Genomic DNA, 23599 nt, shown 5'->3' with positions numbered 1-23599 from the left:
TGGTCCCCCTCCCCATCGCTTCGCGACAGGGAGGATTAGGATGACCGCTAACGCCCGAAAACCGCCCCTCCCCATCGACGGACGGCACCCTGGCCCCGACGAACGGCGGGAACTGGCCCTTGCCATTGTAACAGTATATCATTACTGCGACCGCGACAGTCGCCAACCAGAACAGGAAAAACCTCCCCATGCGCTTGCTTGCTTCCGCCGCCTTTTCCCTCGGGCTGGTGCTCGCCGCCCCCGCTTTCGCGCAGGAGCGCGGCGCCGCCGGCAGCGACGACGACATCCACACCGGCGATCCGATCATCGTCACCGCGCCCTATGTCCGCAGCCTCGACATCCTCGGCAATGTCTCGGTGCTCGAGGGCGAGGAACTGGCGCGCGACATCCGCGGGCAGATCGGCGACACGCTGACCCGCCAGCCCGGCGTGTCGGCGACCAGCTTCGCCCCCGGCGCCTCGCGCCCGGTGCTGCGCGGCTTTTCGGGCGAGCGCGTGCGCGTGCTGACCGACGGCATCGGGTCGATCGACGTGTCGAATACGTCCGCGGATCACGCGGTGACCATCGACCCCTTGACCGTCGAGCGCATCGAGGTGCTGCGCGGCCCCGCGGTGCTGCTGTTCGGCAGCCAGGCGATCGGCGGCGCGGTGAACCTGTTCGACCGCCGGATTCCGAGGAAAGTGCCGACCGACCATGTCCATGTCGACGCGATCGGCGGCTATGCGACCAACGCGAACGACCGCAACCTCGGCGGATCGGTCGACGTCGCGCTGGCCCCGAACATCGTCGCGCATGTCGACGGCAGCTGGCGCAAGACCGGCGACGCGCGCGCCGGCGGCTATGTCTATGCGCCGGGCATCCGCGGCGACTTGCTCCACCTCGCCGAGCATGAGATCGAGGACGGCCATGCCGACGAGGCGGCCGAACTCACCGCGCAGGCGAACAGCCGCGGCAAGATCCCCAACACCGCGAGCGAGACCTGGACCGCGGCGGGCGGGCTGTCGCTGATCAACGACGGCGGCCAGCTCGGCGTCTCGGTCAGCTATTACGACAGCAATTACGGCGTCCCCGACCGCCCGAACACCGCGCACGAGCATGGCGAGGAAGAGGAAGGCGACGACCATGGTCACGAGCATGGCGAAGGCCCGGTCACCATCGGGCTGAAGCAGTGGCGCGCCGACCTGCGCGGCGAGGTCGAGATGGGCGACGGCTTCTTCGACAAATTGCGCATCCGCGCGGGCTATGCCGATTACCAGCACACCGAGTTCGAGGGCGACGAGGTCGGCACCGTATTTTACAACAAGGGCGTCGAGGGCCGGCTCGAGCTGGCGCAGAACGACCGCGGCGGCTGGCGCGGCGCGAGCGGGGTGCAATATAGCCACCGCGATTTCGACGCCGTCGGCGCCGAGGCCTTCGTCCCGCGCAACCTGACCGACCAGTTCGCTGTGTTCACGCTGCAGGAGTTCGAGGCGGGGCCGCTCGGCCTCGAAGCCGCGGGGCGCTTCGAGACGACGAGCGTCCGCGCGCCGGCGCTGGGCATCGAGCGCAGTTTCGACAGCTTCTCGGGCGCGCTCGGTGCGACCTACGATATCAGCGAAAGCGCCAAATTCGGCGTGTCGGTCGCGCGCGCGGTGCGCGCGCCGTCGGCCGAGGAGCTGTTCTCGAACGGCCCACACGTCGCGACGCAGAGCTTCGAACTCGGCGATCCCAACCTCAAGCGCGAGGCGAGCTGGGGCGCCGAGGCCTCGTTCAAGCTCAAGACCGACGCGTTCAACCTGTCGCTCACCGGCTATTCGAACTGGTTCGACGACTTCATCTATTCGGCCGCGACGGGCGCCGAGGAGGACGAACTGCCCGTCTTCCAATATTTCCAGCGCGACGCGAAGGTCTATGGCTTCGAGGCCGAGGCGAGCGCGCGGATCGCGCAGATCGGCGGCTTCAACATCGTCGGCGACGTCACCGCCGACATGACGCGCGCCAAGATCAAGGGCGCCGGGCTCGACCGCAACGTCCCGCGCATCCCGCCGCTGCGCGTGCTCGGCGGGCTCGAAGCGCAGGGCGAGCGCCTCGACGCACGCGCCGAGGTCGAATGGACCGACGACCAGAACCGCACCGCGCAGTTCGAGACGCCGACCAAGGGCTTCACCCTGGTCAACGCGTCGATCACCTGGCGCCCGCTCCCCGACACCAAGCATCTGTCGCTGACCTTGGCCGCGAACAATATCTTCGACGTCGATGCCCGGCGCCACGCGAGCTTCACCAAGGATTATGTGCCGCTCGCCGGCCGCGACATCCGCCTGACCGCCCGCGCGAGCTTCTGACCCCTCTCCGAAGGGTCGCTCGGGAGGGAGGCCGGGTCCGGCACCGCCGCCGGACCCGGCCGCTATTTGGGGAGAGCGGCCCTGCTTAATCCTCCCTGTCGCGCAGCGATGGGGAGGGGGACCATGCGAAGCATGGTGGAGGGGCGGCGGCCTTGAGCCGATGTTCAGGCCTCGACCCCTCCACCGCCTTCGGCGGTCCCCCTCCCCACGGCTTCGCCGCAGGGAGGATTAGGGGCATCCGCTTCCGCCCGATGCCGGCCCCTTACGACAGCATCGCCATGCCGCCGTTCACGTGCAGCGTCTGGCCGGTGACATAGCCCGCTTCCTTCGAGGCGAGATAGACGACCGCGGCGGCGATATCGTCGCCCTCGCCCATGCGGCCCGCGGGGATGCGCGTGTTGAGCGCTTCCTTCTGCGCGTCGGGCAGGTCGGCGGTCATCGCGGTGGCGATGAAGCCCGGTGCGACGCAGTTCACGGTGATGCCGCGGCTCGCGAGTTCCTGCGCCAGCGCCTTGGTCATGCCGGTGACCCCCGCCTTGGACGCGGCGTAGTTCGCCTGCCCCGGATTGCCCGTCGCGCCGACGACGCTGGTGATCGAGACGATGCGCCCGAAGCGCGCCTTCATCATCGGCTTGGCCGCGGCGCGCGCGAGGCGGAAATTGGCCTCGAGATTGATGCGGATGACGTCGGACCATTCGTCGTCCTTCATCCGCAGGATGAGATTGTCGCGCGTCACGCCGGCGTTGTTGACGAGGATGTCGAGCTTGCCGAGCGCCTCGACAGCCGCGGGCACGAGCGCGTCGACTTCGGCGCCGTCGCCGAGATTGCACGGCAGCGCGACATGATCGCCGCCGAGGCTGTCGCGGAAGGCATTCAGCTTGTCGGCATTGGACCCCGAAACCGCGAGCCGCGCGCCCTGCGCCGCGAGCGCCTGCGCAATGGCCGAGCCGATACCGCCCGAGGCGCCGGTAACGAGGGCAGTCATGCCGGTGAGATCGAACATCAGTCTATCCTTGCAATGGTCCGGTTGATCCGGACGTCGGTGTATCAAGATTTTCGCGCAGAGACGCAGAGGACGCAGAGTCTTTATGGTCGTTTACGAGACGGCGAATTCCCTGCTTCAACGTCGGCTCCCCGAAATTGATGAGCAGGCCGACGGGCATATGCAGCAAGCGGAGATAGGTGAGAACCTGTTTCGCGTGCACGGGATGCAAATTTTCGGTGGATTTGACTTCGACGACCAGCCGGTCGTCGATCACCAGATCGGCCCGTGCGACCTCGCGAAATTCGATCCCGTCGAAAACAACATCGATCGGCCGTTGCCGATCGACCTTGTAGCCCATCGAGGCCAGGCGCCCGGCAAGGATCGTTTCATAGACGCTTTCCAGAAGCCCCGGCCCGATCTCGCTGTGCAGCCGCATGGCAACACCGATCACCTCGTGCGTAATTTGGTCGATATGGAGCGCCGCTTCGCCCATCCCCCGCCAACTCTCTGCGTCCTCTGCGCCTCTGCGCGAAAAATCTTCTACCCCGACCGGCCACGCCCACGCGGGGTAAAGTCGATGCGCGTCTTTTCGCGTACCTTCCCGTCCTGCCAGCGGCCCTCGACAAGCTCATAGCCCATCAGCGCGAAGATGCGATCGCCAAAAAACACCGGGCGCGCGTTGCCGTACCAGTCGACGCACGAGGCGAGGCAATGGTCGTCGCGCTCGCCCGGGCGCGCGTCGAGCGTGCCCGCGAGCGACAGGTCGCGCGCGGCGCGGCGGAGGTAGAGGATCGACGCGGCGCTGCCGAGGAACCTGGTGCCGTCGTCGCTGCCGCGCATCACCGGCAGGCCGAGCAGTCCGTCGTCGCCCTCGCTGCCCGGATCGGGGCGGTAGAAGAAGGCGTGACTGCGGTTCTCGCCCTCGGCCGCCGCGGGGAAGGCGTAGCGGCTGGCGAGCCGGGGGCTGCCGTCGAGCGCGACGGTGGTGAAGGTCAGCGCGCCCGCGTCACCCGAGCCGACGATGATCGCGTCGCGGCCCATGATGTCGATGCGCCCGACCTGGTGCCCCGGATCGAGCGGCACGACCTTGCCGCCCTTCACCGGAACCGCATAGAGCGCCGCCTGTTCGCTGCCCTCCTTGCGCAGGTCGCGGCGGACGCGGCCACCGGCGTAGAGCAGCCAGTCGCCGACGAAGCGGTTCTGCCGCTCCCAGCCCTCGACGCCGGGCAGCGCGCGGAAGTCGGCGGGCTTCACTTTCGCGCCGCCATCGCCGAAGCGGTTGGCGGCTAGATGAAGCAGCGCCATGTCGCCTTCGTCGTTCGCCTCGGGCGCCCACATCGCGTCGCCGCCGCCCTCGGCCATGGTCAGGACGTTGAGCGAGCCGTCGCCTTCCTCGCGGAAGGAGAATTGGTCGAGCGGCATGCCCGCGACCTCGACCGCCTGCGGCGCGCTGCCGTCGAGCGGGATGCGGTAGAGCATCGCGCGATTGTCGCTGTCGTAGCTCATGCCGAGCCCGGCCCAGACATAGACGGCGCTTTGCGAGACGTAGAAGCTGCGCGACCAGCTGCCGAGGACATTGGTGCCGTCGCAGTCCATGTCGTCGTCCGCGAGGTCGCAGATCATCACGCTGTGCAGCATGTCGCCCGCGAGCTCGGGGTCGCCCCACGACGGCTGCGGCATATAGATGTCGCGCGCGCCGGTGAAGGGTTTGAACGCGCTTACCTTGCCCTTCCGCCACTCGGCGAGCGCGGGCATCGCCTCGCCGATCTCGCCCCAGATCGGGAGCGGGGCGTAGAAGATCAGCTTGTCGCCGATCAGCCGCGAGGCATAGTTGCGCGACGAATAATAATCGCCCGAGCGCAGATAATGGGTGTCGCGCCATGCGAGCTTGCCGTCGGCCGACAGGTGGAAGCGATTCACCTCGGTCCCGCTTCGCGCATAGCTGTAGCCGAGCACGACGACGGTATCGCCGCTGACCAGCATCTCGTCGTACCAGGTGCCGTCGGGCTCGCCGGTCTTGCCGGGGAAGACGTCGACCGCGGCGATCGGCCGCATGCCGCCGCCCGACGCGTCGATCGTGAACAGCCGCCCGCGGCGCAGCACGAGGAGCAAATCGCCCTGCTTCTTGACGATCCCGCCCTCGTCGACCCCCGCGGTCTGGGTGTTGGTGATGCCGTCGGGATCGACCTTGGCCGCGGTGGGCGCGGGCTCCTCGAGCGCGACCGCCATCGCGGGCGGCGGCTCGGCGGGGGCGGCTGCCGCGTCGGCGGATGCCGCCACGGCGCCGGGCGCGGCCTCGGCGACGGCAAGGTTCTGCACCGACTGGCGCTTGGCCAGGAAGGCCTTGAGCTCGGCTTCGCTGGCGAAGGCGCGCATATGGCCGGACGTGGCCGTTGCCGCGGCGATCTGCTGCGCCACGGGCGCCACCGCGCCCGCCCACAGAGGCGACGCGATCAGCGCGCCGACGACGACCCATTGGCCGAAAGCCCAAATGCGTGTGAAACCGTCCATCGCCCTCTCCCTTGGCTTGAAGCGATGGAGGGATGATACCTTATTACTTTGGTAGAGAAAAGGGTTTTATTGTTGGAGCCGGTTCTGTGCGGGGGCGGTGGACTATGGTTCACGCGGAGACGCGGAGGCGCGGAGAGAAGAAAAAGAAGGAGAAGGGATTCGCGCTGAGGCGCAGAGATCGCAGGGGAAAAGGATCAAGGGCGGCAAAGCCGCCACTCTCTCTTTCTTCTCCGCGTCTCCGCGTCTCCGCGTGAACAAAATCTCTGCGCCCTCTGCGCCTCTGCGCGAATCTTCTAGAAGGCCTTCAGCAGAGCCTCGATGTCGTCCATCGAGATGACGCTGGTCACCTCGACCTCGCCCGACGCGCTGCGCTTGACCATCGGGCCGAGCACCTTGCCGCCGAATTCGACGAACTGGCCGACGCCGATATCCTCCATCGCGGCGACGCTCTCGCGCCAGCGGACGCGGCCGGTAACCTGTTGCACGAGCAGGTCGCGGATCGTGTCGGCGTCGCTCACCGGGCTGGCGGTGACGTTCGCCACCACGGGTACCAGCGGAGCCGCGGGCGGGTTCGCGCCGAGCGCCTCGGCCATGGCGTCGGCGGCGGGCTGCATCAGCGGGCAATGGAAGGGCGCCGAGACCGGCAGCAGCACGCCGCGCTTGATGCCATAGTCCTTGACCAATGCGACCGCGCGCTCGACCGCGCCCTTGTGGCCCGAGATCACGACCTGCGACGGGTCGTTGTCGTTGGCGACGGTGCACACCTCGCCCTCGGCGGCGGCGGCGGCGAGCTTCTGCGCCGTCTCGATATCGGCGCCGAGCAGCGCGGCCATCGCGCCGACGCCGACGGGCACCGCGGCCTGCATCGCCTGCCCGCGCGTCTTCAGGAGCCGCGCGGTGGTGGCGAGGTCGAAGGCGCCCGCGGCGCAGAGCGCGCTATATTCGCCGAGGCTGTGGCCGGCGACATAATCGGCCTTGGCAGACAGCGTCACGCCGCCTTCCTTTTCGAGGACGCGCAGCGTCGCGATGGCGTTCGCCATGATCGCGGGCTGGGCGTTTTCGGTGAGGGTGAGCTGGTCCTCGGGGCCTTCGGTCATCAGCTGGAACAGTTTCTGGCCGAGCGCGTCGTCGACCTCCTGGAACACCTCGCGCGCGGCCGGTGACGCGTCGGCAAGCGCCTTGCCCATGCCGACCGACTGGCTGCCCTGACCCGGAAAGATGAATGCGCGCATATTGCGTCCCCTAGCGTAATTTTGAATTGCGCCGCGCCTATTCCCTCACCCCGCGCGATGCAAGCCGAAGGGCACGACCTTGTTCGCCGCATCGTGGCCGATGTCGGCCCGGCCGAGGTACGGAATGTTGCAGCGCGCGCACCAATGGCGCGCGATCTCCTCGGCCTCCGCGCCGAAGGGCCGGTCGTTCTCGGGCACGTCGCTCACCCGACCGAGCCGCAGCCCGGCGAGCCCGCGCGGGCCGAGATAGCTCGCGACATGGAAGAAGGCCCGGTCGAAGGCGTAAAGATATTCGCTGACCTCCTCGACCAGCAGGATATGGCCGCCGAGGTCGGGTTCGAGCGGGGTACCGAGCAGCATCGACAGCGTCATCAGGTTGAACGCCGCATGGCGCGCACCATGCGCGAGGCCCGGCTCGCACGCTGCGGGATCGCGTGCGACGAGCCAGTCGAGCGCGCGCAGCACGGCGGCATCGCCGCCCTCGCGGCGGATGTCGGCGACCATCGGGCCGTGCGCGACATGGTCGAAGCCCTCGCGGTAGAGGCACCCAAGCAGATTGCCCTGGTCCGAATAGCCGAGGAACGCCTTGCCGCGCGCGACATCGGTCATCGCCGCGACCGCCTCCTCGGCGATGCGGCACGCGCCGTAACCGCCGCGCGCGAACCACAGCGCGTCGATGTCGGGGCGGTTCGCCATCTCGACCAGCGCCGCAAAACGATGCCCGTCCTCGCCCGCGAAATGGCCGTGGACCGCGAAACATTGCGCATCGAAGACGAGCTCGACGTCGGGATAGCCGAGGCTCGCCAGCGCGCGCACCGCCTCGGCATCGTCGGGCAGGATGGGCGTCGAGGGGGCGACGATCCCGATGCGCATAGCCTTCGTCTCCCTTCCCTTGCCAACCCTTCGCCAAGGCCATAACGCCGCGCCATGGCGGAAAACAAATCCTATTTCTTTTGCGGCATCGGCGGGTCGGGCATGCTGCCGCTGGCGATGATCGTCGCGGCGCGCGGGGCGCAGGTTTCGGGCTCGGATCGCAGCCGCGACCAGGGCCGCAGCCCCGATAAATTCGCGTGGATCGAAAGCCAGGGCATCTCGCTCGCGCCGCAGGACGGCAGCGGGGTCGCGGCGGGCCAGACGCTGGTCGCCTCGGCGGCGGTCGAGGACAATGTGCCCGATATCGCCGCCGCGAACGCGCTCGGCCTGCCGCGGATGACGCGCGCCGAGCTCAACGCCGCGCTGTTCAACGCCGCGGACCAGACCGTCGGCGTCGGCGGGACGAGCGGCAAATCGACCGTGACCGGCATGATCGGCTGGATCCTCGAGCGCAGCGGACACAAGCCGACGGTGATGAACGGCGCGGTGATGCGCAATTTCGCGAGCGAAGCCACGCCCTTCGCCAGCGCGCTGGTCGGCGACCCCGCGACCTATGTCAGCGAGGTCGACGAAAGCGACGGTTCGATCGCGCTCTACCGTCCCGAGGTCGCGGTGATCACCAACATCAGCCTCGACCACAAGAGCCTCGACGAGCTCCACGCGCTGTTCGGCGATTTCGCCGCCAAGGCGCGGATCGCGGTGGTCAACGCCGACGATCCCGAATCGGCGCCCTTGCTCGCCGGCGCCAATGTCGCGCGCTTCGGCTTCAGCGAAACCGCCGGCATGCGCGGCAGCGATTTCGAGGCGCTGCCCGACGGGTGCCGCTTCACCGTGACCTTCGCGCATGTGACGCGCGCGGTGCAGCTGCGCATGCCCGGGCGCCACAATGCCACCAACGCGCTCGCCGCGATGATGGCCGCCCGCGCGCTGGGCGTCCCGATCGGCGATTCGGCGGCGGCGCTGGCCGATTTCACCGGGCTCGCGCGCCGCTACGAAGTGCTGGGACAGGCGGGCGGGGTCACCGTGATCGACGACTTCGCGCACAATCCCGACAAGGTCGCGGCGACATTAGCAGCCGTGGCCGAACTGCCCGGCCGCGCCCTGCTCTTCTTCCAGCCGCACGGTTACGGCCCGCTCCGCCAGATGGGCAAGGAACTGGCCGCGAGCTTCGCCAGGGGCATGCGCGACGGCGACAAGCTCTACGTCTGCGACCCCGTCTATTTCGGCGGCACCGTCGACCGCAGCATCGGCAGCGAGGCGCTGGTCGCCGACATCGTCGCGGGCGGCGGCGATGCCGTGCATCTGACCACGCGCGCGAACTGCGGCGCGGCGATGCTCGACGAAGCGAAGGCGGGCGACCGCGTCCTGATCCTCGGCGCGCGCGACGACACGCTGACCGACTTCGGGTTGGAATTGCTCGGCAAGCTCGGCTGAAAGGATTCGCGCAGAGGCGCAGAGGACGCAGAGAATTTGTTCACGCGGAGACGCGGAGACAAAAAAGAGATTGGCGGCTTCGCCGCCCTTATTCTTTCTTCCTCTGCGATCTCTGCGCCTCTGCGCGAATCCTCTCTTCCTTCTTCTCTCCGCGCCTCCGCGTCTCCGCGTGAACCATATTCCCCCACGAACCCTTGCTTTCCGCCGCCGAATCTGTATAGGCGCGCTCCATTGGGGCGAGGCTCTGTGCCGTCGCCCCATTTGCTTTGCACCATTTTCGCAGGGCAGGACGACAGCCGGAGGGGCCTGCGATTGGCGCAGGTCAACGATCGGCCAAATGAAGGAAGCGCGACCATGCCGTTCTACGAGCATGTCTTTATCGCGCGTCAGGACCTGAGCCAGGCTCAGGTCGACGCGCTGGCGGAAAACGTCACCAATATCTTCGGCGAGTATAAGGGCCAGGTCCACAAGACCGAGACCTGGGGCCTGAAGCAGCTTGCCTACAAGATCCAGAAGAACCGCAAGGGTCATTATGTGATGCTGTCGGCCGAAGCGCCGGGCGAAGCCGTCGCCGAAGTCGAGCGTCAGGCCGCGATCAACGAAGACATCATCCGCTGGATGACCATCCGCGTCGACGAACTCGAAAAGGGCCCGTCGGTGATGATGCGCAAGCAGGAACGTCGGGGCGGCCGCGGCCGTGACCGCGACGGCGAAGAATAAGGAACACGACCATGGCACGACCCTTTTTCCGTCGCCGCAAGACCTGCCCCTTCAGCCAGAAGGACGCACCGGTCATCGATTACAAGGACGTCCGCCTGCTCCAGGGTTACCTGTCGGAGCGCGGCAAGATCGTCCCGTCGCGGATCACCGCGGTGTCCACCAAGAAGCAGCGCGAGCTGGCGAAGGCGATCAAGCGCTCGCGCCACATCGGCCTGCTCCCCTACATCGTGAAGTAAGGAGGGCGGACCGATGGAAATCATCCTGCTCGAACGTATCGAGAAACTGGGCGGTATCGGCGACGTCGTCACCGTCAAGAACGGCTTTGCCCGTAACTATCTGCTGCCGAACAACAAGGCGCTCCGTGCGAACGAAGCCAACCGCAAGCTGTTCGAAGCCAACCGCTCGAAGATCGAGGCCGACAACGCCGAACGTCGTGGCGACGCCGAAGGCCGCGCCAAGGACATCGACGGCAAGCAGGTCGTCCTGATCCGCCAGGCGTCGAACACCGGCCAGCTCTACGGCTCGGTTTCGGTGCGCGACATCGTCGACGCGCTCGCCGAGGACGGCGTGACCGGCGTCACCAAGGCGATGGTCGAGCTCGAACGCCCGATCAAGTCGCTCGGGCTGGTCGACGTCAAGGTCAAGCTGCACCCCGAGGTCGCGGTGACCGTCGGCGTCAACGTCGCGCGCTCGCCCGACGAAGCCGAAATGCAGAAGCAGGGCATCGACGTCATCGCCGCGATGTTCGAGGAAGAACAGGCCGAAGCGGTTGCGACGGCGCTGGAACCCGACAGCGAGGACGAGTTCGAAGACGTGGGCGCCGCTCCTTCGGAACGCGCCGCCGAGGAAGCTCCGGCTGCGGACGAGGGCGAAGAGGCTTAAGCTTCTTTTCCGCATCGCACAGACAGAAAAGGCTCCGGAACGATCGTTCCGGGGCCTTTTTCTTGGTGGCTGTGATGTCGGGCGGTGGCGGTTTTGGGGTGGTGAGCGGACGTCTTAATCCTCCCTGCGGCGTAGCCGTGGGGAGGGGGACCGCCGAAGGCGGTGGAGGGGTCGACGCCATAAACCTCGGCTCAAGGCCGCAGCCCCTCCACCATGCTTCGCATGGTCCCCCTCCCCATCGCTTCGCGACAGGGAGGATTAGAATGACCGCTTCCGCCCGATACCCGCCGCCTCAATAACCCATCAGCGCCAGCACTTCCTTGCGGCTGCGCTCGTCCTCGAGGAAGCAGCCGAGCAGGCGGCTGGTGACCATGCCGACACCGGGGGTGCGCACGCCGCGGCCGGTCATGCAGCCGTGCTGCGCGTCGATCACCACCGCGACGCCGTGCGGCTGGAGATTGTCCCAGATGCATTTGGCGACTTCGGCGGTCAGGCGCTCCTGCACCTGCAGCCGCCGCGCATAGCCGTTCAGGACGCGCGCGAGCTTCGAGATGCCGACGACGCGGTCCTTGGGGAGGTAGGCGATCGACGCCTTGCCGGTGATCGGCGCCATATGATGTTCGCAGTGCGACTGGAACGGGATGTCGCGCAGCATGACGATCTCGTCATAGCCGCCGACCTCTTCGAAGGTGCGCGACAAATGGATCGCCGGATCCTCGGCATAGCCCTGGCAATATTCGAGCCAGGCGCGCGCGACGCGCTTCGGCGTGTCGAGCAGCCCCTCGCGCGTGACGTCGTCGCCGGCCCAGCCGATAAGCGTGCGGACCGCGTCGAGGACATTGTCGGGCACCACCGGCTTGCCGTCCGCGCCCACTTCCACCTTGGTCATCCGCCCGCTTTCACTGTTGCTTTCATGTCGCACATTTCGGCGCGATTGTGCCATTACGCAACCCCGCGGCGCGAAGAATTTCCTGTCGTAAAACAAGTTTACGTTGCGGAATCGGACCTTTTTTCGGCGGGCGCAACGCAAGAAAATTTCTGCGGGACATCGCTGAACAAGTGGCTTGACGCTTTCGTCAACTAAGCGCAATTTTGAAAGCATTACAGAACCTGCCGAAGCAGGTCGTGATCGGAGATGCCGGTATCAGTCCCCGGGTGCCGGTGGGAGAGGACGATGCCCAGCACAGCTGGCTACACTGGTTTGCGCGCGCGCCTGCGCTGGATCGACGAGGTCCGGCGCCCGTAGCCCTGTCTGGACATATCCCCTCCCGGTTGAGCGATGCAATTGGGCGGCCCGCGTCGCGGGCTGAAAAAGGGAGGCACAATATGAAGTTCAAGGCACTGATCGGCACCTCGATCCTTGCGATGTCGGTGGCGTCGCCGGCGTTCGCACAGGATGAGGCGGACACCCAAACCGACGCGTTTGGCGGCGAAATCGTCGTCACCGCGCAGCGCCAGTCCGAACGCCTGCAGGACGTCCCCATCGCGGTCAGCGCCTTTTCGGCGGAATCGCTCGAAGCGCAGCAGATCGAGAACCCGTCCGACCTGCAACTCACCCTGCCCAATGTGACCTTCACCAAGACGAACTTCACCTCGTCGAGCTTCACCATCCGCGGCATCGGCGACCTGTGCGTCGGCGTCAGCTGCGACAGCGCGACCGCGATCCACCAGAATGAATCGCCGCTGATCGGCACTCGCCTGTTCGAAACCGAATTCTTCGACCTCGAGCGTATCGAGGTGCTGCGCGGCCCGCAGGGCACGCTGTTCGGCCGCAACGCGACCTCGGGCGTGGTCAACGTCGTCACCGCCAAGCCCGACCTTTCGGGCTTCGGCGCGTCGGGCGAGTTCGAATATGGCAATTACAACAGCATCAAGGCGAAGGGCATGGTCAACCTGCCCATCGGCGACACGCTCGGCGTCCGCATCGCCGGCTTCTACCTCAATCGCGACGGCTATACGAAGAACCTGTTCGACGACAGCCGCATCGACGACCGCGACATGTACGCGATCCGCGGTTCGATCCGCTGGCAGCCCACCGACAATACGACGCTCGACCTGCTCGGCTATTATTTCCGCGAGGACGACAACCGCCTGCGCATCCAGAAGCAATATTGCCAGCGCGACCCGACCGGCGTCCTCGGCTGTTTGAACAACCGCCGCGACCCCGGCGTCACCAACGGCAACTCGACCTTCGTCGGCGTGCTGACCAGCCGCGAGTTCCTCGCGATCCGCGGCATCCCGACCGCCTTCGGCCTCGGCAGCCTCTATGGTCCGGACTCGCTCTCGACCTTCCAGCCGATCGCCGATCCGCGCGTCGTCAACACCGACTTCCGGCCGACCTATTTCTCGGACGAGCTCCAGCTGCAGGGCCGCCTCGAACACAGCTTCGGCGCGATCAACGTCTCGCTCGCGGGCGTCTATCAGGAAGCGACGGTCGACAGCCAGCAGGACTATAACCTGTCGGTGCAGGACCGCAGCTTCTACGCCCCCGCGCTCGGCGCGCTCAATGCCGCCGCGGCGGGGCAGATCCCGGGCCTGCCGGCGAGCTTCTTCATCCCGATCCGCAACGCGCTGATCCCGAACGGCCCCACCGGCGACCTCTGCACCTCGCTGTCCGAGGAAACGGGCCTCGGCGCCTATGGCGGTTTCCGGACCTGCGGCGCGACGCCGCAGGATTTCGACCGGTCGAACCAGGATTCGTCGAGCTGGTCGGGCGAGCTCATCATCAGCTCGGACTTCGACGGGCCGTTCAACTTCCTGCTCGGCGGCATCTATGGCAAGTCGCACCTCACCGAGAACAGCTATTATGTGAACGCCTTCGGGATCGACTATCTGACCGGCATCCTCGGCACCTTCACCTCGCTGGGATCGGGCGGCACCGTGCCTAACGGCTTCCTCGGCACGCCCTTCTTCCGCAACAACACCGACGACCTGCGCGTCACGTCCTACGGCCTGTTCGGCGAGGGCTATGTCGAGTTCAACGACTCGATCAAGCTGACCGTCGGCCTGCGCTACAACAACGACAAGAAATATGTCCGCGCGCGCTCGACGCTGGCGAGCTTCCTGGTGCCCTATGCCACGACGGGCAGCGCGTTCAATTCGCCGCTGGTCGGCGGGTTCGACGCCGACCCGGGGATCGCGGGCAACCAGCTGTTCCAGGAACGCCGCGTCGGTTTCGACGAGGTCACCGGGCGCGCGGTGCTCGACTGGAAGATCACCCCCGACAATCTGATCTATGTCAGCTATTCGCGCGGCTACAAGTCGGGCGGCATCAACCCGCCGCTGCAGCCCGTGTTCGCGGTCGAGGAATCCTTCGCGCCCGAAATCGTCGATGCCTTCGAGATCGGGTCGAAGAACCGCTTCGGCGCGCTGCAACTGAACCTGACGGCCTTCTATTATAAATATGACAGCCTGCAGCTCAGCCGCATCGTCGCGCGCACTTCGGTGAACGACAGTGTCGACGCGAACATCTGGGGTATCGAAGCCGAAGCGGTGATCACGCCGACGCCGGACTTCGTCGTCAACCTGGGCGCGAGCTACCTCAACACCGAGGTGTCGAGCGACAAGTTCCTCGGCAATCCGCGCGATCCGTCGGGCGGGCGCAACGACGCGGTGATCATCAAGGACATCACCAACGGCGCCAACTGCGCGGTCGTCCCGACCACCGCGGGCAATGCCGCGGGCACGGCCGGCTATGTCACCGCGATCAACGCCAACCTGGGCCTGCGCGCCCCGGCCGGCTTCGGCACGGGCAGCGGCATCAACTCGCCGGGCGCCTTCGGCATCTGTTCGGTGCTCGAGGCGAACGCGGCGACAGTCGGTGCGCTGTTCGGCGGCATCCGCATCGAAAATGCGGGCGTGCCCGTGAACATCCGCGGCAACAAGCTGCCGCAGGCGCCGAACTACAAGTTCAGCGCCGGTGTCCAGTATACGCATAACTTCCAGAACGACATGTCGCTGACCCCGCGCATCGACATCGCCTATACCGGCGACAGCTATGGCAATATCTTCAACGGCCGCATCAACGAGATCAACGGCTATGCGCAGGTCAACGCGCAGATCCAGCTCAACGGCCCGGACAAGAAATGGTTCGTGAAGGCGTTCGTCTCGAACATCTTCGACAGCCAGCCGGTCACCGGCCTCTATGTCACCGACCAGTCGTCGGGCCTGTTCACCAACGTGTTCACGCTCGACCCGCGTCGCTATGGCCTCGCCGCCGGCTTCAAATTCTGATCCGGTAAGCGCGAAAAGAAAACCCGGCCTCTCGGCGGAGAGGCCGGGTTTTTCTTTGCCCGAAGGCGGGAAACCGAAGGCCCGAAAGCGAGGAGCGGACGCGCCGCCCCTCGCTCTCCCCGGTCCTTTAGAATTTAAAGCGCACGACGCCGCCATAGGTGCGCGGCTGGCTCGGATAGCCCGAAACGCTGCCCGACTGCGCGACGGCGGGGAAGATCGTGGTCAGATACTGCGCATTGGTGAGGTTGCGGCCCCACACGCCGACTTCGAGGCCGTTGGTCAGCGCGACGGTGAACGACGCGTTGAGCTGGTTGACCTCGCGCTTCAGGTTCTGCGCCACACTCGCCGGGAAGCCGGTCAGGCCCTCGACGATCTGCACCGGGCTTTCATAGTGATAGTCGACGTGCAGAATCGCGCGCGTGCCGCCCGCGAACTCGTGCGTGTAGGTCCCGCCGGCCGCCATCGTCAGTTCGGGGATGCCCGCGGGCGTGGTGCCCGAGATGTCGCCGAACGCCGAGTTGACGAAGCTGTCGTACTTCGGATCGAGATAGGTCACCGCCAGCGTCAGGTTGAGGCCGTCGACCGGGCGGACCGAGCCGTCGAACTCGATCCCGAAGGTCGACTGCTTGCCCGCATTGGCGAGCGCGAAGCCGGTGCCGGTGAAGATGTTCGACTGGAAGCCCTTGATCGACTGCTTGAACACCGCAAGGTTCAGCGCCGCGACCGACCAGTTGGCCTTCAGGCCGACCTCGTAGACCGTCGATTCCTCGGGATCGGCGAAGCGCGAACCCGCAACCAGGTTCGGGGTCGCGAGACCGCCCGAGATGATCGCGGGCAGGTCCGACGCCAGCGGCCGGCTGTCGCGCGACAGGTTGACCGAGCTCGCCTTGAAGCCCGTCGCATAGGTCGCATAGACGTTGACCGTGTCGGTCAGCTCATACGAGGCGCGGACGCTGTAGGCGAGATCGCTGTCGCTGGTCTTGCCGTCCTCGACCGCGTTGGGGACGTTCAGGAACGGCGGCAGGAACTGGAACGGGCGCAGCGCGAGCAGCGGGTTGACCTGCGGGTTGTTCTGGTTCGCCGCGGCAAAGGCCGCCGCGCCGGCGCTGATCTGGCCGAAGAGGGCCGGCTGCGCCTGGGCGAAGGCCTGGATCTGCTGCGCGTTGGCAAGGCCGGGGAGGCCCAGCGCCTGGCCGACGGTGGTCGCGATGCCCTGCTGCGTGATCGCGGTGCGGCCGATCGTCGTCAGGTTGAGGCCCGAGAAGACGTCGCTGCTCGTCACATTGGTGGCGAAGCGCTTGCGGTCCTTGGTGTAGTTGAAGCCGCCGGTCAGCGTGAGCCGGTCGGTGACCTCGAAATCGACGGTGCCGAAGATCGAGAAGGCTTCGTCCTTCATGCGATAGGCTTCGTCGAGCCCGTCGCCGGCGCGGAAGAACTGGCCGGTGAACATCGCCGGATTACCGAGAATGCCGCCGATCTGCTGCTCGAGGCCCGAGACCACGGCGTTACCCGCGGCGTTCGGGTTGGGCGAGCCGAGGACGACCGCCGGGTTGATCAGCCCGCCCGCATAGGCGCGGAACTGGCTGCCGAAGCGGATGTCGTTCTTCTGCTTGATCTTTTCGTTGAAATAATAGCCGCCGAGCAGGAAGTTGAACGGTCCGTCGAAGTCCGAGGTCAGGCGGACTTCCTGCGTCCAGGTGTCGATGCCGAGGTTCTGGCTGTTCTCGCCGATCAGGTCGGCACCGGTGAAGTCCGAATCCTGGTTGGTGAGCGCGCGCACTTCGCGATAGGCGGTGATCGAGGTCAGCGCCATATTGCCGAGATCGTAATCGATCTGCGCCGAGCCGCCGTAGTTCTTGATCTTATTCGACGACAGGAAATTGTTGTAGACGTCGTACGAGAAGGGATCGTTCGCATCGACGCTGGGACCGCCGACGAGGGCGTTGGTGATCGCCACCGTCGGGCCGGCGATGACGTTGCCGGCGATGCAGCAATTCTCGTCGATCTTGTCATAGTCGCCGATCAGGCGGACCGACAGCGCGTCGGTCGGTTCGAACAGGAGCTGGCCGCGGAAGCCGTAGCGGTTGCGGTCGTTGACGTCGGTGCCGAGCTTCAGGTCCTGGGCATAGCCATCGCGGCGGTTGTAGTTGCCGCCGAGCGAGAAGGCGACGGTGTCGCTGATCGGGCCGGTGACGTTACCCTTCACGGTGATCGCGTCGTAATTGCCATAGGTGACTTCGGCGGTGCCGCCGAATTCATATTGCGGCTTCTGCGTCACGATGCTGATGACGCCCGCCGAGGCGTTCTTGCCGAACAGGGTCGACTGCGGGCCGCGCAGCACTTCGATGCGCTCGACGGCGGGAAGGTCGCCGATCTGCGCGGCCGAGCGCGAACGGTAGACGCCGTCGATGAAGACGCCGACCGAGGGTTCGATGCCGGCGTTGTTCGCGCCGTTGCCGAAGCCGCGGATGATGAAGTTGGTGTTCGCGCTCGACTGGAGCTGCGAGACGCGCAGGCTGGGCACCGCCGACTGCAGGTCGATGAGGTCGCGGATCTGCGAGCGTTCGAGGTCGGCGGCCGAGGTCACCGAGACCGCGACGGGCGTGTCCTGCAGCGTCTGCGAGCGCTTGGTCGCGGTGACGATGATCTCGTTGCCGTAATCGGTCGTGTCCTCGGCGGGCGCGGCGGCGTCGTCGGCCGGGGCGGCGTCCTGGGCATAAGCGAAAGCGGGGGTCGTCGCGGCGCACAGCATGGTGGCGCCCAACAAAATGTTGCGCAAGGTCATGGGGTCTCTCTCTCTCCAACCCAGCGAAGCGCGGCCTTGCGGCCAAAGGAGGGGATGCTCCGGCGGGAACTCGCCGCTCTAATCGCCCGGCCCGCCGCGTCAACGCGGCGCGGCGTCACCCTAAAGTTTTTCGGGGCATTAGTGGCCAAAAAGCAACAGTTTGCACCGCAACATAATGCGAACAGTCCTGCGAAGACTTTGCCCCAATAGGTCATCTCTTAACCCTGACCGCATTAGGATGACGCTATTAGGGCGAGGAGGTCATCATGGGAACAAGACATGGGGTCGCGATCGTCGCAACAATGCTGGCGATACCGCAATCCGTAGCGTCACAACCGCCAGCCCCCGATATCCCGCTCGCGATCGTCGGGGAATTCCGCAGCCGCGGACATATAGAGGACTATCTCGCACGCGTCGTCGGCGAGCTACGCCAGGCCGACCGTGGCGACGATGGCCTCGATCAGGGCGACGTCGATTTCGCCGTGGCACGCCGCGTCGCGGTCACGCGCGCCGGCCAGATCCAGCGCATCCTGCCGATGGACCTTGACGGCGACCTCCGGATCACCCGCGCGGAGATCGGCGAAAGCATCGGAGCCGATTCGGACCCCGAGATCGACGAGGCGACGCGCGACCGCCGCATCGAGCATCGGCTGAGCCCGCTCGATATCGACGGCGACGGGGCGATCACCCTGCCCGAAGCAGCCGCCACCGCGCGCCAGCAGGCGTGGGAGCAGCGGTTCGCCGCACTGCTCGCGCTCGATCCCGACCGCAATGGCAGGCTGACCGCCAGCGAAATGCGGCTGCTTGCCGAAAAGGCCTTCCACACCGTCGATGCCGACGGCGACGGCACGACGTCGGAGACCGAACTCAAGGCAATCGAGCCGCTGGTGCGCGAGAACCGGATGACCTGGCAGGCCGAAATCTGCTCGCTGCCGCCCGTGCCGGCGGGCGCGATGCTGATCGCCTTCGGCGGCTACGAAAGCCGCACGATTTCGCCCGTCCAGATCCCGAGCAACGACCCGCGCGAGAAGACGCGGCTGGTCGAGGTGGCGATCGAGCCGGGCGAGCAGCCGCTGTACCTGGTCCTGACCTCCTATGAGACGACGCTCTGGCGCCTGTCGGGCGCGACGGCACGGGTGAGCCATGTCGTGGCCACCTCCTACCGTGCCGGGCGCGGCGGGATATCGGCGGTCGGCGTGACCGGGGTTCCGGAACGAAAGATCAGCATCGCGAGGGCGGGTTGCCCCAATTATTTCAGCTCGACCACCGAGGAAGAAGCCTTGCGCACCCGGGCGTCGATCCGCTTTTCGCTGAAACGCGACCCCGACGCGATGTTCGCGGACTATTCCACCGACCGCGTATCGCTGCCGTCGGGGGCGATTGCGGCAGACCCCGACGACTGAGCGCGGGGGCGGTCGGAGCCAATCGCAGCGGTAAGGGAAATGGTGCCTGGGGACGGGATCGAACCGCCGACACTGCGATTTTCAGTCGCATGCTCTACCAACTGAGCTACCCAGGCACGGGCTTCGCGGACCGACCGGCCCGCTGGCGAGCGGCGGCTATAGGCAGGGCTTCGCGTCCTGTCCAGCACCTTTGTTGCGCTTATTTTGCGCCTATTCGTCGGTAAAATTATCGACGTCGGCGGTGCCGTCGGGCGGCTGGTCGGCGGGCACGCGATAATCCTCGCCGAACCAGTTGAGGAGGTCGCGGTCGCGGCAGCCGCGGCTGCAGAAAGGCTTGAACTCTTCGGCGCGCGGCGCGCCGCAGAGCGGGCAGGCGCGCGGCCTGGCGGGGGCATTATTGGGCATGGCCCGGTCCTTTGATGGCACAATCGGCAGCGACGGCGACGGGGCGTCCGGTGCGCGCCTGCAGCATATGGGTCCAGCCGGGGTGCGCCGCAAGCCGTTCGGCCACTACGGGGCGCGTGGTCAGCGTCAGCGCCCCCGTCCCCACCGCGCGCTCGGCGTGGCGCAGCAGCAGCGCGGCGTCGGTGGCGACGGGATCGAAGCGGATTTGCTCGACCAGCGACGGGCGTTCGCGGCGGCGGATGATCTGCATCAGGCCGAAGCCGTTGGTGCCGGTGCGTTCGAAGGGCTGCGGCAGGCTTTCGTCGACCAGCGCGTCGACCGCCAGCCGCTCGGTCCGGCTGCGGAGCGACGGAAAGTCGATCCCGATCGACCCGCCGATGCCGCAGCAGCGAATGACCTGCGCGGCAGCGACGGCGCCCGCCTTGGCGAGCGCAAAAGCGTCGCCTTCGCCGTCGATGTCGATCAGCGTCATCGCGGGGGTCGTATCGACCCACAGCGCGCCGCCGGGAAAGGGCCAGTGGCCGGCGCGGACATGGTCGATCAGTTCGGACCAGCCCGCCGCCTCGAGCCGGTCGGGGCCCTGCGCGCCGACCTCCGTGACCGGAATGTCGCCCGCAGCCAGTCGCGCGCGAAGGCCGGGTCCGTCGGCCAGCGCCGCGCCGGGTTCGGCAAGCCGCGCCCGCGCGGGCTTGTCGCGGCCGCGTTCGCGCAGCGCCATGCGGGTGATCTCGACCGTGAGTTTGCTGCCGAGCGAGATGGCGGCAGGCAGGTTGGCGATCGTCGCCGCGGGTTCACCCGGCGCATCGAGGACCAGCTTGCCGGGCTCGGCCAGCCTTGCTTCGAGGATCGCGCCGATCCGCGGCCCCTCCCCCTCGCGCTCGATCCGGGCCTCGACGATCCGCCCGTCCGCGACCAGCGCGGCGCGCGCCTCGCCGATCCCGGCCTCGTAGAGCCACTCAGCCAAAAGCCACGCCCGCGGCGCTGAGCAGGCTGCGCGCCTCGAACAAGGGCAGGCCGACGACGTTCGAATGGCTGCCCGACAGGAAGCGCACGAAGCTTTCGGCGCGGCCCTGGATCGCATAGCCGCCCGCCTTGCCCATCCCCTCGCCGCTTTGGACATACCAGTCGATCTCTGCGGCGCTCAGCGCCTTGAAGGCGACGATCGTGTCGACGGTGCGTACGCGCGGCTTGCCGTCGGGGCCGATGACGCAGACGCCGGACCAGACATGATGCCGCCGCCCCGAAAGCAGGGCGAGCATGCGGCGGAGATCGGCTTCGTCGGCGGGCTTTTCGAGGATACGGCGCCCGACCGCGACGGTGGTGTCGCCCGCGAGCACGACCTCGTCCGCGGCGCGCTCGACCGCGAGCGCCTTGCTTGTCGCGAGCCGCGCGACATAGGCGCGCGGCAGTTCGCCCTTCAGCGGCGTTTCGTCGATTTCAGGGGCCGCGATGCGCGCGGGCGCGACGCCGATGCGCGCGAGCAATTCGAGCCGGCGCGGCGACGTCGAAGCCAGCACCAGCGCAGGAGCATCCACCGCCCCGCTCACTTGAAGCGATAGGTGATCCGACCCTTGGTCAGGTCATAGGGGGTCAGTTCGACGAGCACTTCGTCGCCGACGAGCACGCGGATGCGGTTCTTGCGCATCTTGCCGGCCGTGTGGCCTAGAATCTCGTGGTCGTTTTCCAGTTTGACGCGGAACATCGCGTTGGGAAGCAGTTCGACCACCTGGCCGCGCATTTCCAGAAGTTCTTCTTTGGCCATCAATCCTCAAACGGTCTGTAATAATCAGGATGCGCGCCCATAGCCGCAAATCGGCGCGATGGGAAGCGGTCTGTCACCCCGCCGGATTATGCTTCGCGAGGAAGGCGTCGAGCCGGTCGAACCAGTCCTTCTGGTTCGCTGGATCCGAAAAGCCATGGCCCTCGCCCGGATATTCCCGATATTCGAAATCGAGGTTTCCGGATTTCTTGAGCGCGGCCACCAGCTTCTTCGACTGGCTGACCGGCACGATGCTGTCGTCGTCCCCATGCGCGATCAGCACCGGCCGGGTCAACCGCGCGACCTGCTGGATCGGCGACACCGACGACAGGTCCAGCGTGGCGTCGCCGGTCACCCGCGCTTCCCATTTGGCCCGGCCCTTCTTCGAGAAGAAGCGCCGGTCATATTTCAGGATCGCCGCCCAGTCGGTGACGCCGGCGAAGCTGGCGGCACAGCGATAGCGTTCGGGGTTGCGCATCACCGCCCATAGCGCCGCATAGCCGCCGTAGGACGCGCCGACGACGCACACCCGGCTCTTGTCGATGACGCCTTGTTCCGCCAGCCAGTCCATCCCGTCGTCCAGATCGTCCTGCATCTTGACGCCGATCTGGCCGCGCCCCGCGTCGTCGAACGAGGTGCCATAGCCCCCCGACCCGCGGTAATTGGGTTGCAGCACGGCATAGCCGCGATTGGCCATCAACTGGACCTGCGCGTCATATTCCAGCTTGTCGCGCACGCCATAGGGTCCGCCATGGGGAAAGATGATCAGCGGCAAGCCCTTGGGATCGCGACCCTTGGGCAGCGTCAAGAACGCCGGAATCTCCATGCCGTCGCGCGCGCGGTAGGAGACCGCCTTGGTCGTCGCGAATTGCTCGGGCGGCAGGCTGGCCTGCAGCGCGCCCAGAAAGGCCATCTCGCGCGTCGCCCTGTCGAGCAGATAATAGGCGCCGGGATCGTGCGGGGCCGTTGCCAGCACCAGCATCCGCTGTCCGTCGCGGCTGCGCGAGGTGACCCACGCCTGCTGGTCGGCAAGCGCCTTGTCGATCTGGACCTGCTGCTTCTTCTTCGCCTCGTCGAACCAATATACCCGGTCGCGATCGTCGGTGTAGGATGCGCCCTCCAGCACCGAGCCGTCGTCGTTCAACCAATAGTCGTCGATGTCATATTTTTCGTTGCCATAGACGAGATCGCCGATCTCGCGTGTCCGATAGTTGAATTTATACAGCGCCTTGCGCCCCGTTTTCTTGTCGCTGAGGACATAGCCTTCGTCCGATCCCCGCACGACGCGCGCGACATCGATCCAGTCGTCCTCTTCGTCGGGCCGCACCGCGCCGATCATCTCGAAGCGCTCCTCGGCGGCGCGGCGGTAGAAGAATTTGGCCTTCCGGGCTTCCCAGCCGACGCCGATGCGGACGATCCCCGCCTCGTCGGCATACCATTCCCATACCGGCTGCCGGGCCTTGACGATCTCGGTCATCTTGCCGTCGGGCAGCGTCACGCGAAAGACCGACGGATAGTCGTAGATGGTCTTCTGGATCGACAGCAGCAGATATTGCCCTTCGGGATCGACATATAGCACGTCGTCGCCCTCGAGCCCCTGATCCTTGCGGCGGATGACGCTCGACACCCCGGTCACCGTATCGTGCAGCACCAGATAGGTGCCGCGCGCTTCCTCGCCGAAATATTGGACGTTCATGCCCACCGCGATCAGGATCCGGCTGTTGCCCGCCCAGCGAATCCAGGCCACCTCCGCCTTGTCGGGGATTCCGAAGGACACCTTGTTGCTGTCGTTCAGGGGCCGGTAGGCGATGAACGGCTTTCCGCCCAGCCGGCCGCGATAGAGGATGCGCTGGCCGTCGGGCGACAGCTTCACGTCCGAAAAATCGGGGAGCTGCGCCAGATCGGCGGTCGCGATTCGCGCCGGACGCTCCTCGGCCGCCATCGCTCCCGGCACGGTGCCGGCCAGAAGCAATGCACCCGTAACCCACTTCAATATTGTTCGATCCGACATGCCCGCCCCCGGTTGTTACCTCTGGATAAGGCAGGCGAATTTCAA

At 66.5% G+C, this 23599-nt stretch carries 19 protein-coding genes and 1 tRNA gene; 7 read left to right on the top strand and 13 right to left on the bottom strand.

Annotated features, from left to right (window positions below; translation table 11 throughout):
• Positions 1-188 precede the first annotated feature (188 nt).
• Positions 189-2321, top strand: a complete 2133-nt coding sequence (locus ATE62_RS17770; protein ID WP_058807426.1) for a TonB-dependent receptor — start codon at positions 189-191, stop codon at positions 2319-2321.
• A 262-nt stretch (positions 2322-2583) separates the two neighbouring features.
• Here the strand turns inward: ATE62_RS17770 and fabG are convergent, their stop codons facing one another.
• The 5 genes from fabG to ATE62_RS17745 form a co-directional block, all read right to left on the bottom strand.
• Positions 2584-3324, bottom strand: coding sequence for a 3-oxoacyl-[acyl-carrier-protein] reductase (fabG, locus tag ATE62_RS17765; RefSeq protein WP_058807427.1), 741 nt, complete (start codon positions 3322-3324; stop codon positions 2584-2586).
• A gap of 4 nt (positions 3325-3328) precedes the next feature.
• Positions 3329-3799, bottom strand: a complete 471-nt coding sequence (locus ATE62_RS17760; RefSeq protein ID WP_058807428.1) for a GxxExxY protein — start codon at positions 3797-3799, stop codon at positions 3329-3331.
• A 47-nt stretch (positions 3800-3846) separates the two neighbouring features.
• The gene (locus tag ATE62_RS17755) at positions 3847-5817 is read right to left on the bottom strand and encodes a beta-propeller domain-containing protein (protein WP_058807429.1); all 1971 of its coding nucleotides are present in this window, start codon (positions 5815-5817) and stop codon (positions 3847-3849) included.
• Between the two features lie 293 nt (positions 5818-6110).
• Positions 6111-7049 (bottom strand): ACP S-malonyltransferase, encoded by a 939-nt coding sequence (gene fabD / locus ATE62_RS17750; RefSeq protein ID WP_058807430.1) that lies wholly within the window; start codon positions 7047-7049, stop codon positions 6111-6113.
• 45 nt (positions 7050-7094) lie between these two features.
• Positions 7095-7922, bottom strand: coding sequence for an LD-carboxypeptidase (locus ATE62_RS17745; RefSeq protein WP_058807431.1), 828 nt, complete (start codon positions 7920-7922; stop codon positions 7095-7097).
• Between the two features lie 54 nt (positions 7923-7976).
• Here ATE62_RS17745 and ATE62_RS17740 point away from each other — a divergent pair, with 54 nt between their 5' ends.
• From ATE62_RS17740 to rplI, 4 genes are all read left to right on the top strand, one after another.
• Complete coding sequence (locus ATE62_RS17740) at positions 7977-9356, top strand: Mur ligase family protein (RefSeq protein ID WP_058807432.1); 1380 nt, start codon at positions 7977-7979, stop codon at positions 9354-9356.
• Positions 9357-9710: 354 nt separating this feature from the next.
• Positions 9711-10076: a 30S ribosomal protein S6 gene (gene rpsF, locus ATE62_RS17735; RefSeq protein WP_058807450.1), complete on the top strand. Its 366-nt coding sequence runs from the start codon at positions 9711-9713 to the stop codon at positions 10074-10076.
• Between the two features lie 11 nt (positions 10077-10087).
• The gene (gene rpsR / locus ATE62_RS17730; protein WP_037517582.1) at positions 10088-10312 is read left to right on the top strand and encodes a 30S ribosomal protein S18; all 225 of its coding nucleotides are present in this window, start codon (positions 10088-10090) and stop codon (positions 10310-10312) included.
• A gap of 13 nt (positions 10313-10325) precedes the next feature.
• Positions 10326-10958: a 50S ribosomal protein L9 gene (gene rplI / locus ATE62_RS17725; protein ID WP_058807433.1), complete on the top strand. Its 633-nt coding sequence runs from the start codon at positions 10326-10328 to the stop codon at positions 10956-10958.
• A gap of 292 nt (positions 10959-11250) precedes the next feature.
• Here rplI and folE read toward each other — a convergent pair whose 3' ends face one another.
• Entirely contained in the window at positions 11251-11847 is a 597-nt protein-coding gene (gene folE, locus ATE62_RS17720; RefSeq protein WP_058807434.1) for a GTP cyclohydrolase I FolE, read from the bottom strand.
• Positions 11848-12284: 437 nt separating this feature from the next.
• Between folE and ATE62_RS17715 the strand changes: the two genes are divergently transcribed.
• Positions 12285-15191 (top strand): TonB-dependent receptor, encoded by a 2907-nt coding sequence (locus ATE62_RS17715; protein WP_058807435.1) that lies wholly within the window; start codon positions 12285-12287, stop codon positions 15189-15191.
• A 127-nt stretch (positions 15192-15318) separates the two neighbouring features.
• Here the strand turns inward: ATE62_RS17715 and ATE62_RS17710 are convergent, their stop codons facing one another.
• Positions 15319-17976 (bottom strand): TonB-dependent receptor, encoded by a 2658-nt coding sequence (locus tag ATE62_RS17710; RefSeq protein ID WP_058807436.1) that lies wholly within the window; start codon positions 17974-17976, stop codon positions 15319-15321.
• Between the two features lie 266 nt (positions 17977-18242).
• On the opposite strand from ATE62_RS17710, the gene ATE62_RS17705 reads away from it, so the two are divergent.
• Complete coding sequence (locus ATE62_RS17705; protein ID WP_156420480.1) at positions 18243-19379, top strand: EF-hand domain-containing protein; 1137 nt, start codon at positions 18243-18245, stop codon at positions 19377-19379.
• A 40-nt stretch (positions 19380-19419) separates the two neighbouring features.
• On the opposite strand, the gene ATE62_RS17700 is transcribed toward ATE62_RS17705, so the two are convergent.
• From ATE62_RS17700 to ATE62_RS17675, 6 genes are all read right to left on the bottom strand, one after another.
• Positions 19420-19495 (bottom strand) — tRNA-Phe (locus tag ATE62_RS17700).
• 94 nt (positions 19496-19589) lie between these two features.
• Complete coding sequence (locus ATE62_RS17695; RefSeq protein WP_058807438.1) at positions 19590-19784, bottom strand: DNA gyrase inhibitor YacG; 195 nt, start codon at positions 19782-19784, stop codon at positions 19590-19592.
• The gene (locus ATE62_RS17690; RefSeq protein ID WP_058807439.1) at positions 19774-20748 is read right to left on the bottom strand and encodes a ribonuclease; all 975 of its coding nucleotides are present in this window, start codon (positions 20746-20748) and stop codon (positions 19774-19776) included. Before ATE62_RS17690 ends, ATE62_RS17695 begins: the two co-directional genes overlap by 11 nt.
• Positions 20741-21331, bottom strand: coding sequence for a Maf family protein (locus tag ATE62_RS17685; RefSeq protein WP_082662884.1), 591 nt, complete (start codon positions 21329-21331; stop codon positions 20741-20743). The genes ATE62_RS17690 and ATE62_RS17685 overlap by 8 nt, the downstream gene beginning before the upstream one ends.
• A complete protein-coding gene (gene infA, locus ATE62_RS17680) occupies positions 21328-21546 on the bottom strand; it encodes a translation initiation factor IF-1 (RefSeq protein WP_010162480.1) in 219 nt (72 codons plus the stop codon). The genes ATE62_RS17685 and infA overlap by 4 nt, the downstream gene beginning before the upstream one ends.
• A gap of 73 nt (positions 21547-21619) precedes the next feature.
• Entirely contained in the window at positions 21620-23554 is a 1935-nt protein-coding gene (locus tag ATE62_RS17675) for an alpha/beta hydrolase family protein (protein ID WP_082662883.1), read from the bottom strand.
• Positions 23555-23599 lie beyond the last annotated feature (45 nt).

The sequence above is a fragment of the Sphingopyxis sp. HIX genome (genome assembly GCF_001468285.1).
Classification (GTDB): Bacteria; Pseudomonadota; Alphaproteobacteria; order Sphingomonadales; family Sphingomonadaceae; genus Sphingopyxis.
Note: the sequence above shows the minus strand (reverse complement) of the source record. Positions and strands in the feature narration are given on the sequence as shown.

What these genes read in the sequence shown, in the direction of transcription:
- ATE62_RS17770 (WP_058807426.1), top strand. Translation starts at nt 189, where the DNA reads ATGCGCTTGCTTGCTTCCGCCGCCTTTTCCCTCGGGCTGGTGCTCGCC.
- fabG (WP_058807427.1), bottom strand. Translation starts at nt 3,324, where the DNA reads ATGTTCGATCTCACCGGCATGACTGCCCTCGTTACCGGCGCCTCGGGC.
- ATE62_RS17760 (WP_058807428.1), bottom strand. Translation starts at nt 3,799, where the DNA reads ATGGGCGAAGCGGCGCTCCATATCGACCAAATTACGCACGAGGTGATC.
- ATE62_RS17755 (WP_058807429.1), bottom strand. Translation starts at nt 5,817, where the DNA reads ATGGACGGTTTCACACGCATTTGGGCTTTCGGCCAATGGGTCGTCGTC.
- fabD (WP_058807430.1), bottom strand. Translation starts at nt 7,049, where the DNA reads ATGCGCGCATTCATCTTTCCGGGTCAGGGCAGCCAGTCGGTCGGCATG.
- ATE62_RS17745 (WP_058807431.1), bottom strand. Translation starts at nt 7,922, where the DNA reads ATGCGCATCGGGATCGTCGCCCCCTCGACGCCCATCCTGCCCGACGAT.
- ATE62_RS17740 (WP_058807432.1), top strand. Translation starts at nt 7,977, where the DNA reads ATGGCGGAAAACAAATCCTATTTCTTTTGCGGCATCGGCGGGTCGGGC.
- rpsF (WP_058807450.1), top strand. Translation starts at nt 9,711, where the DNA reads ATGCCGTTCTACGAGCATGTCTTTATCGCGCGTCAGGACCTGAGCCAG.
- rpsR (WP_037517582.1), top strand. Translation starts at nt 10,088, where the DNA reads ATGGCACGACCCTTTTTCCGTCGCCGCAAGACCTGCCCCTTCAGCCAG.
- rplI (WP_058807433.1), top strand. Translation starts at nt 10,326, where the DNA reads ATGGAAATCATCCTGCTCGAACGTATCGAGAAACTGGGCGGTATCGGC.
- folE (WP_058807434.1), bottom strand. Translation starts at nt 11,847, where the DNA reads ATGACCAAGGTGGAAGTGGGCGCGGACGGCAAGCCGGTGGTGCCCGAC.
- ATE62_RS17715 (WP_058807435.1), top strand. Translation starts at nt 12,285, where the DNA reads ATGAAGTTCAAGGCACTGATCGGCACCTCGATCCTTGCGATGTCGGTG.
- ATE62_RS17710 (WP_058807436.1), bottom strand. Translation starts at nt 17,976, where the DNA reads ATGACCTTGCGCAACATTTTGTTGGGCGCCACCATGCTGTGCGCCGCG.
- ATE62_RS17705 (WP_156420480.1), top strand. Translation starts at nt 18,243, where the DNA reads ATGGGAACAAGACATGGGGTCGCGATCGTCGCAACAATGCTGGCGATA.
- ATE62_RS17695 (WP_058807438.1), bottom strand. Translation starts at nt 19,784, where the DNA reads ATGCCCAATAATGCCCCCGCCAGGCCGCGCGCCTGCCCGCTCTGCGGC.
- infA (WP_010162480.1), bottom strand. Translation starts at nt 21,546, where the DNA reads ATGGCCAAAGAAGAACTTCTGGAAATGCGCGGCCAGGTGGTCGAACTG.
- ATE62_RS17675 (WP_082662883.1), bottom strand. Translation starts at nt 23,554, where the DNA reads ATGTCGGATCGAACAATATTGAAGTGGGTTACGGGTGCATTGCTTCTG.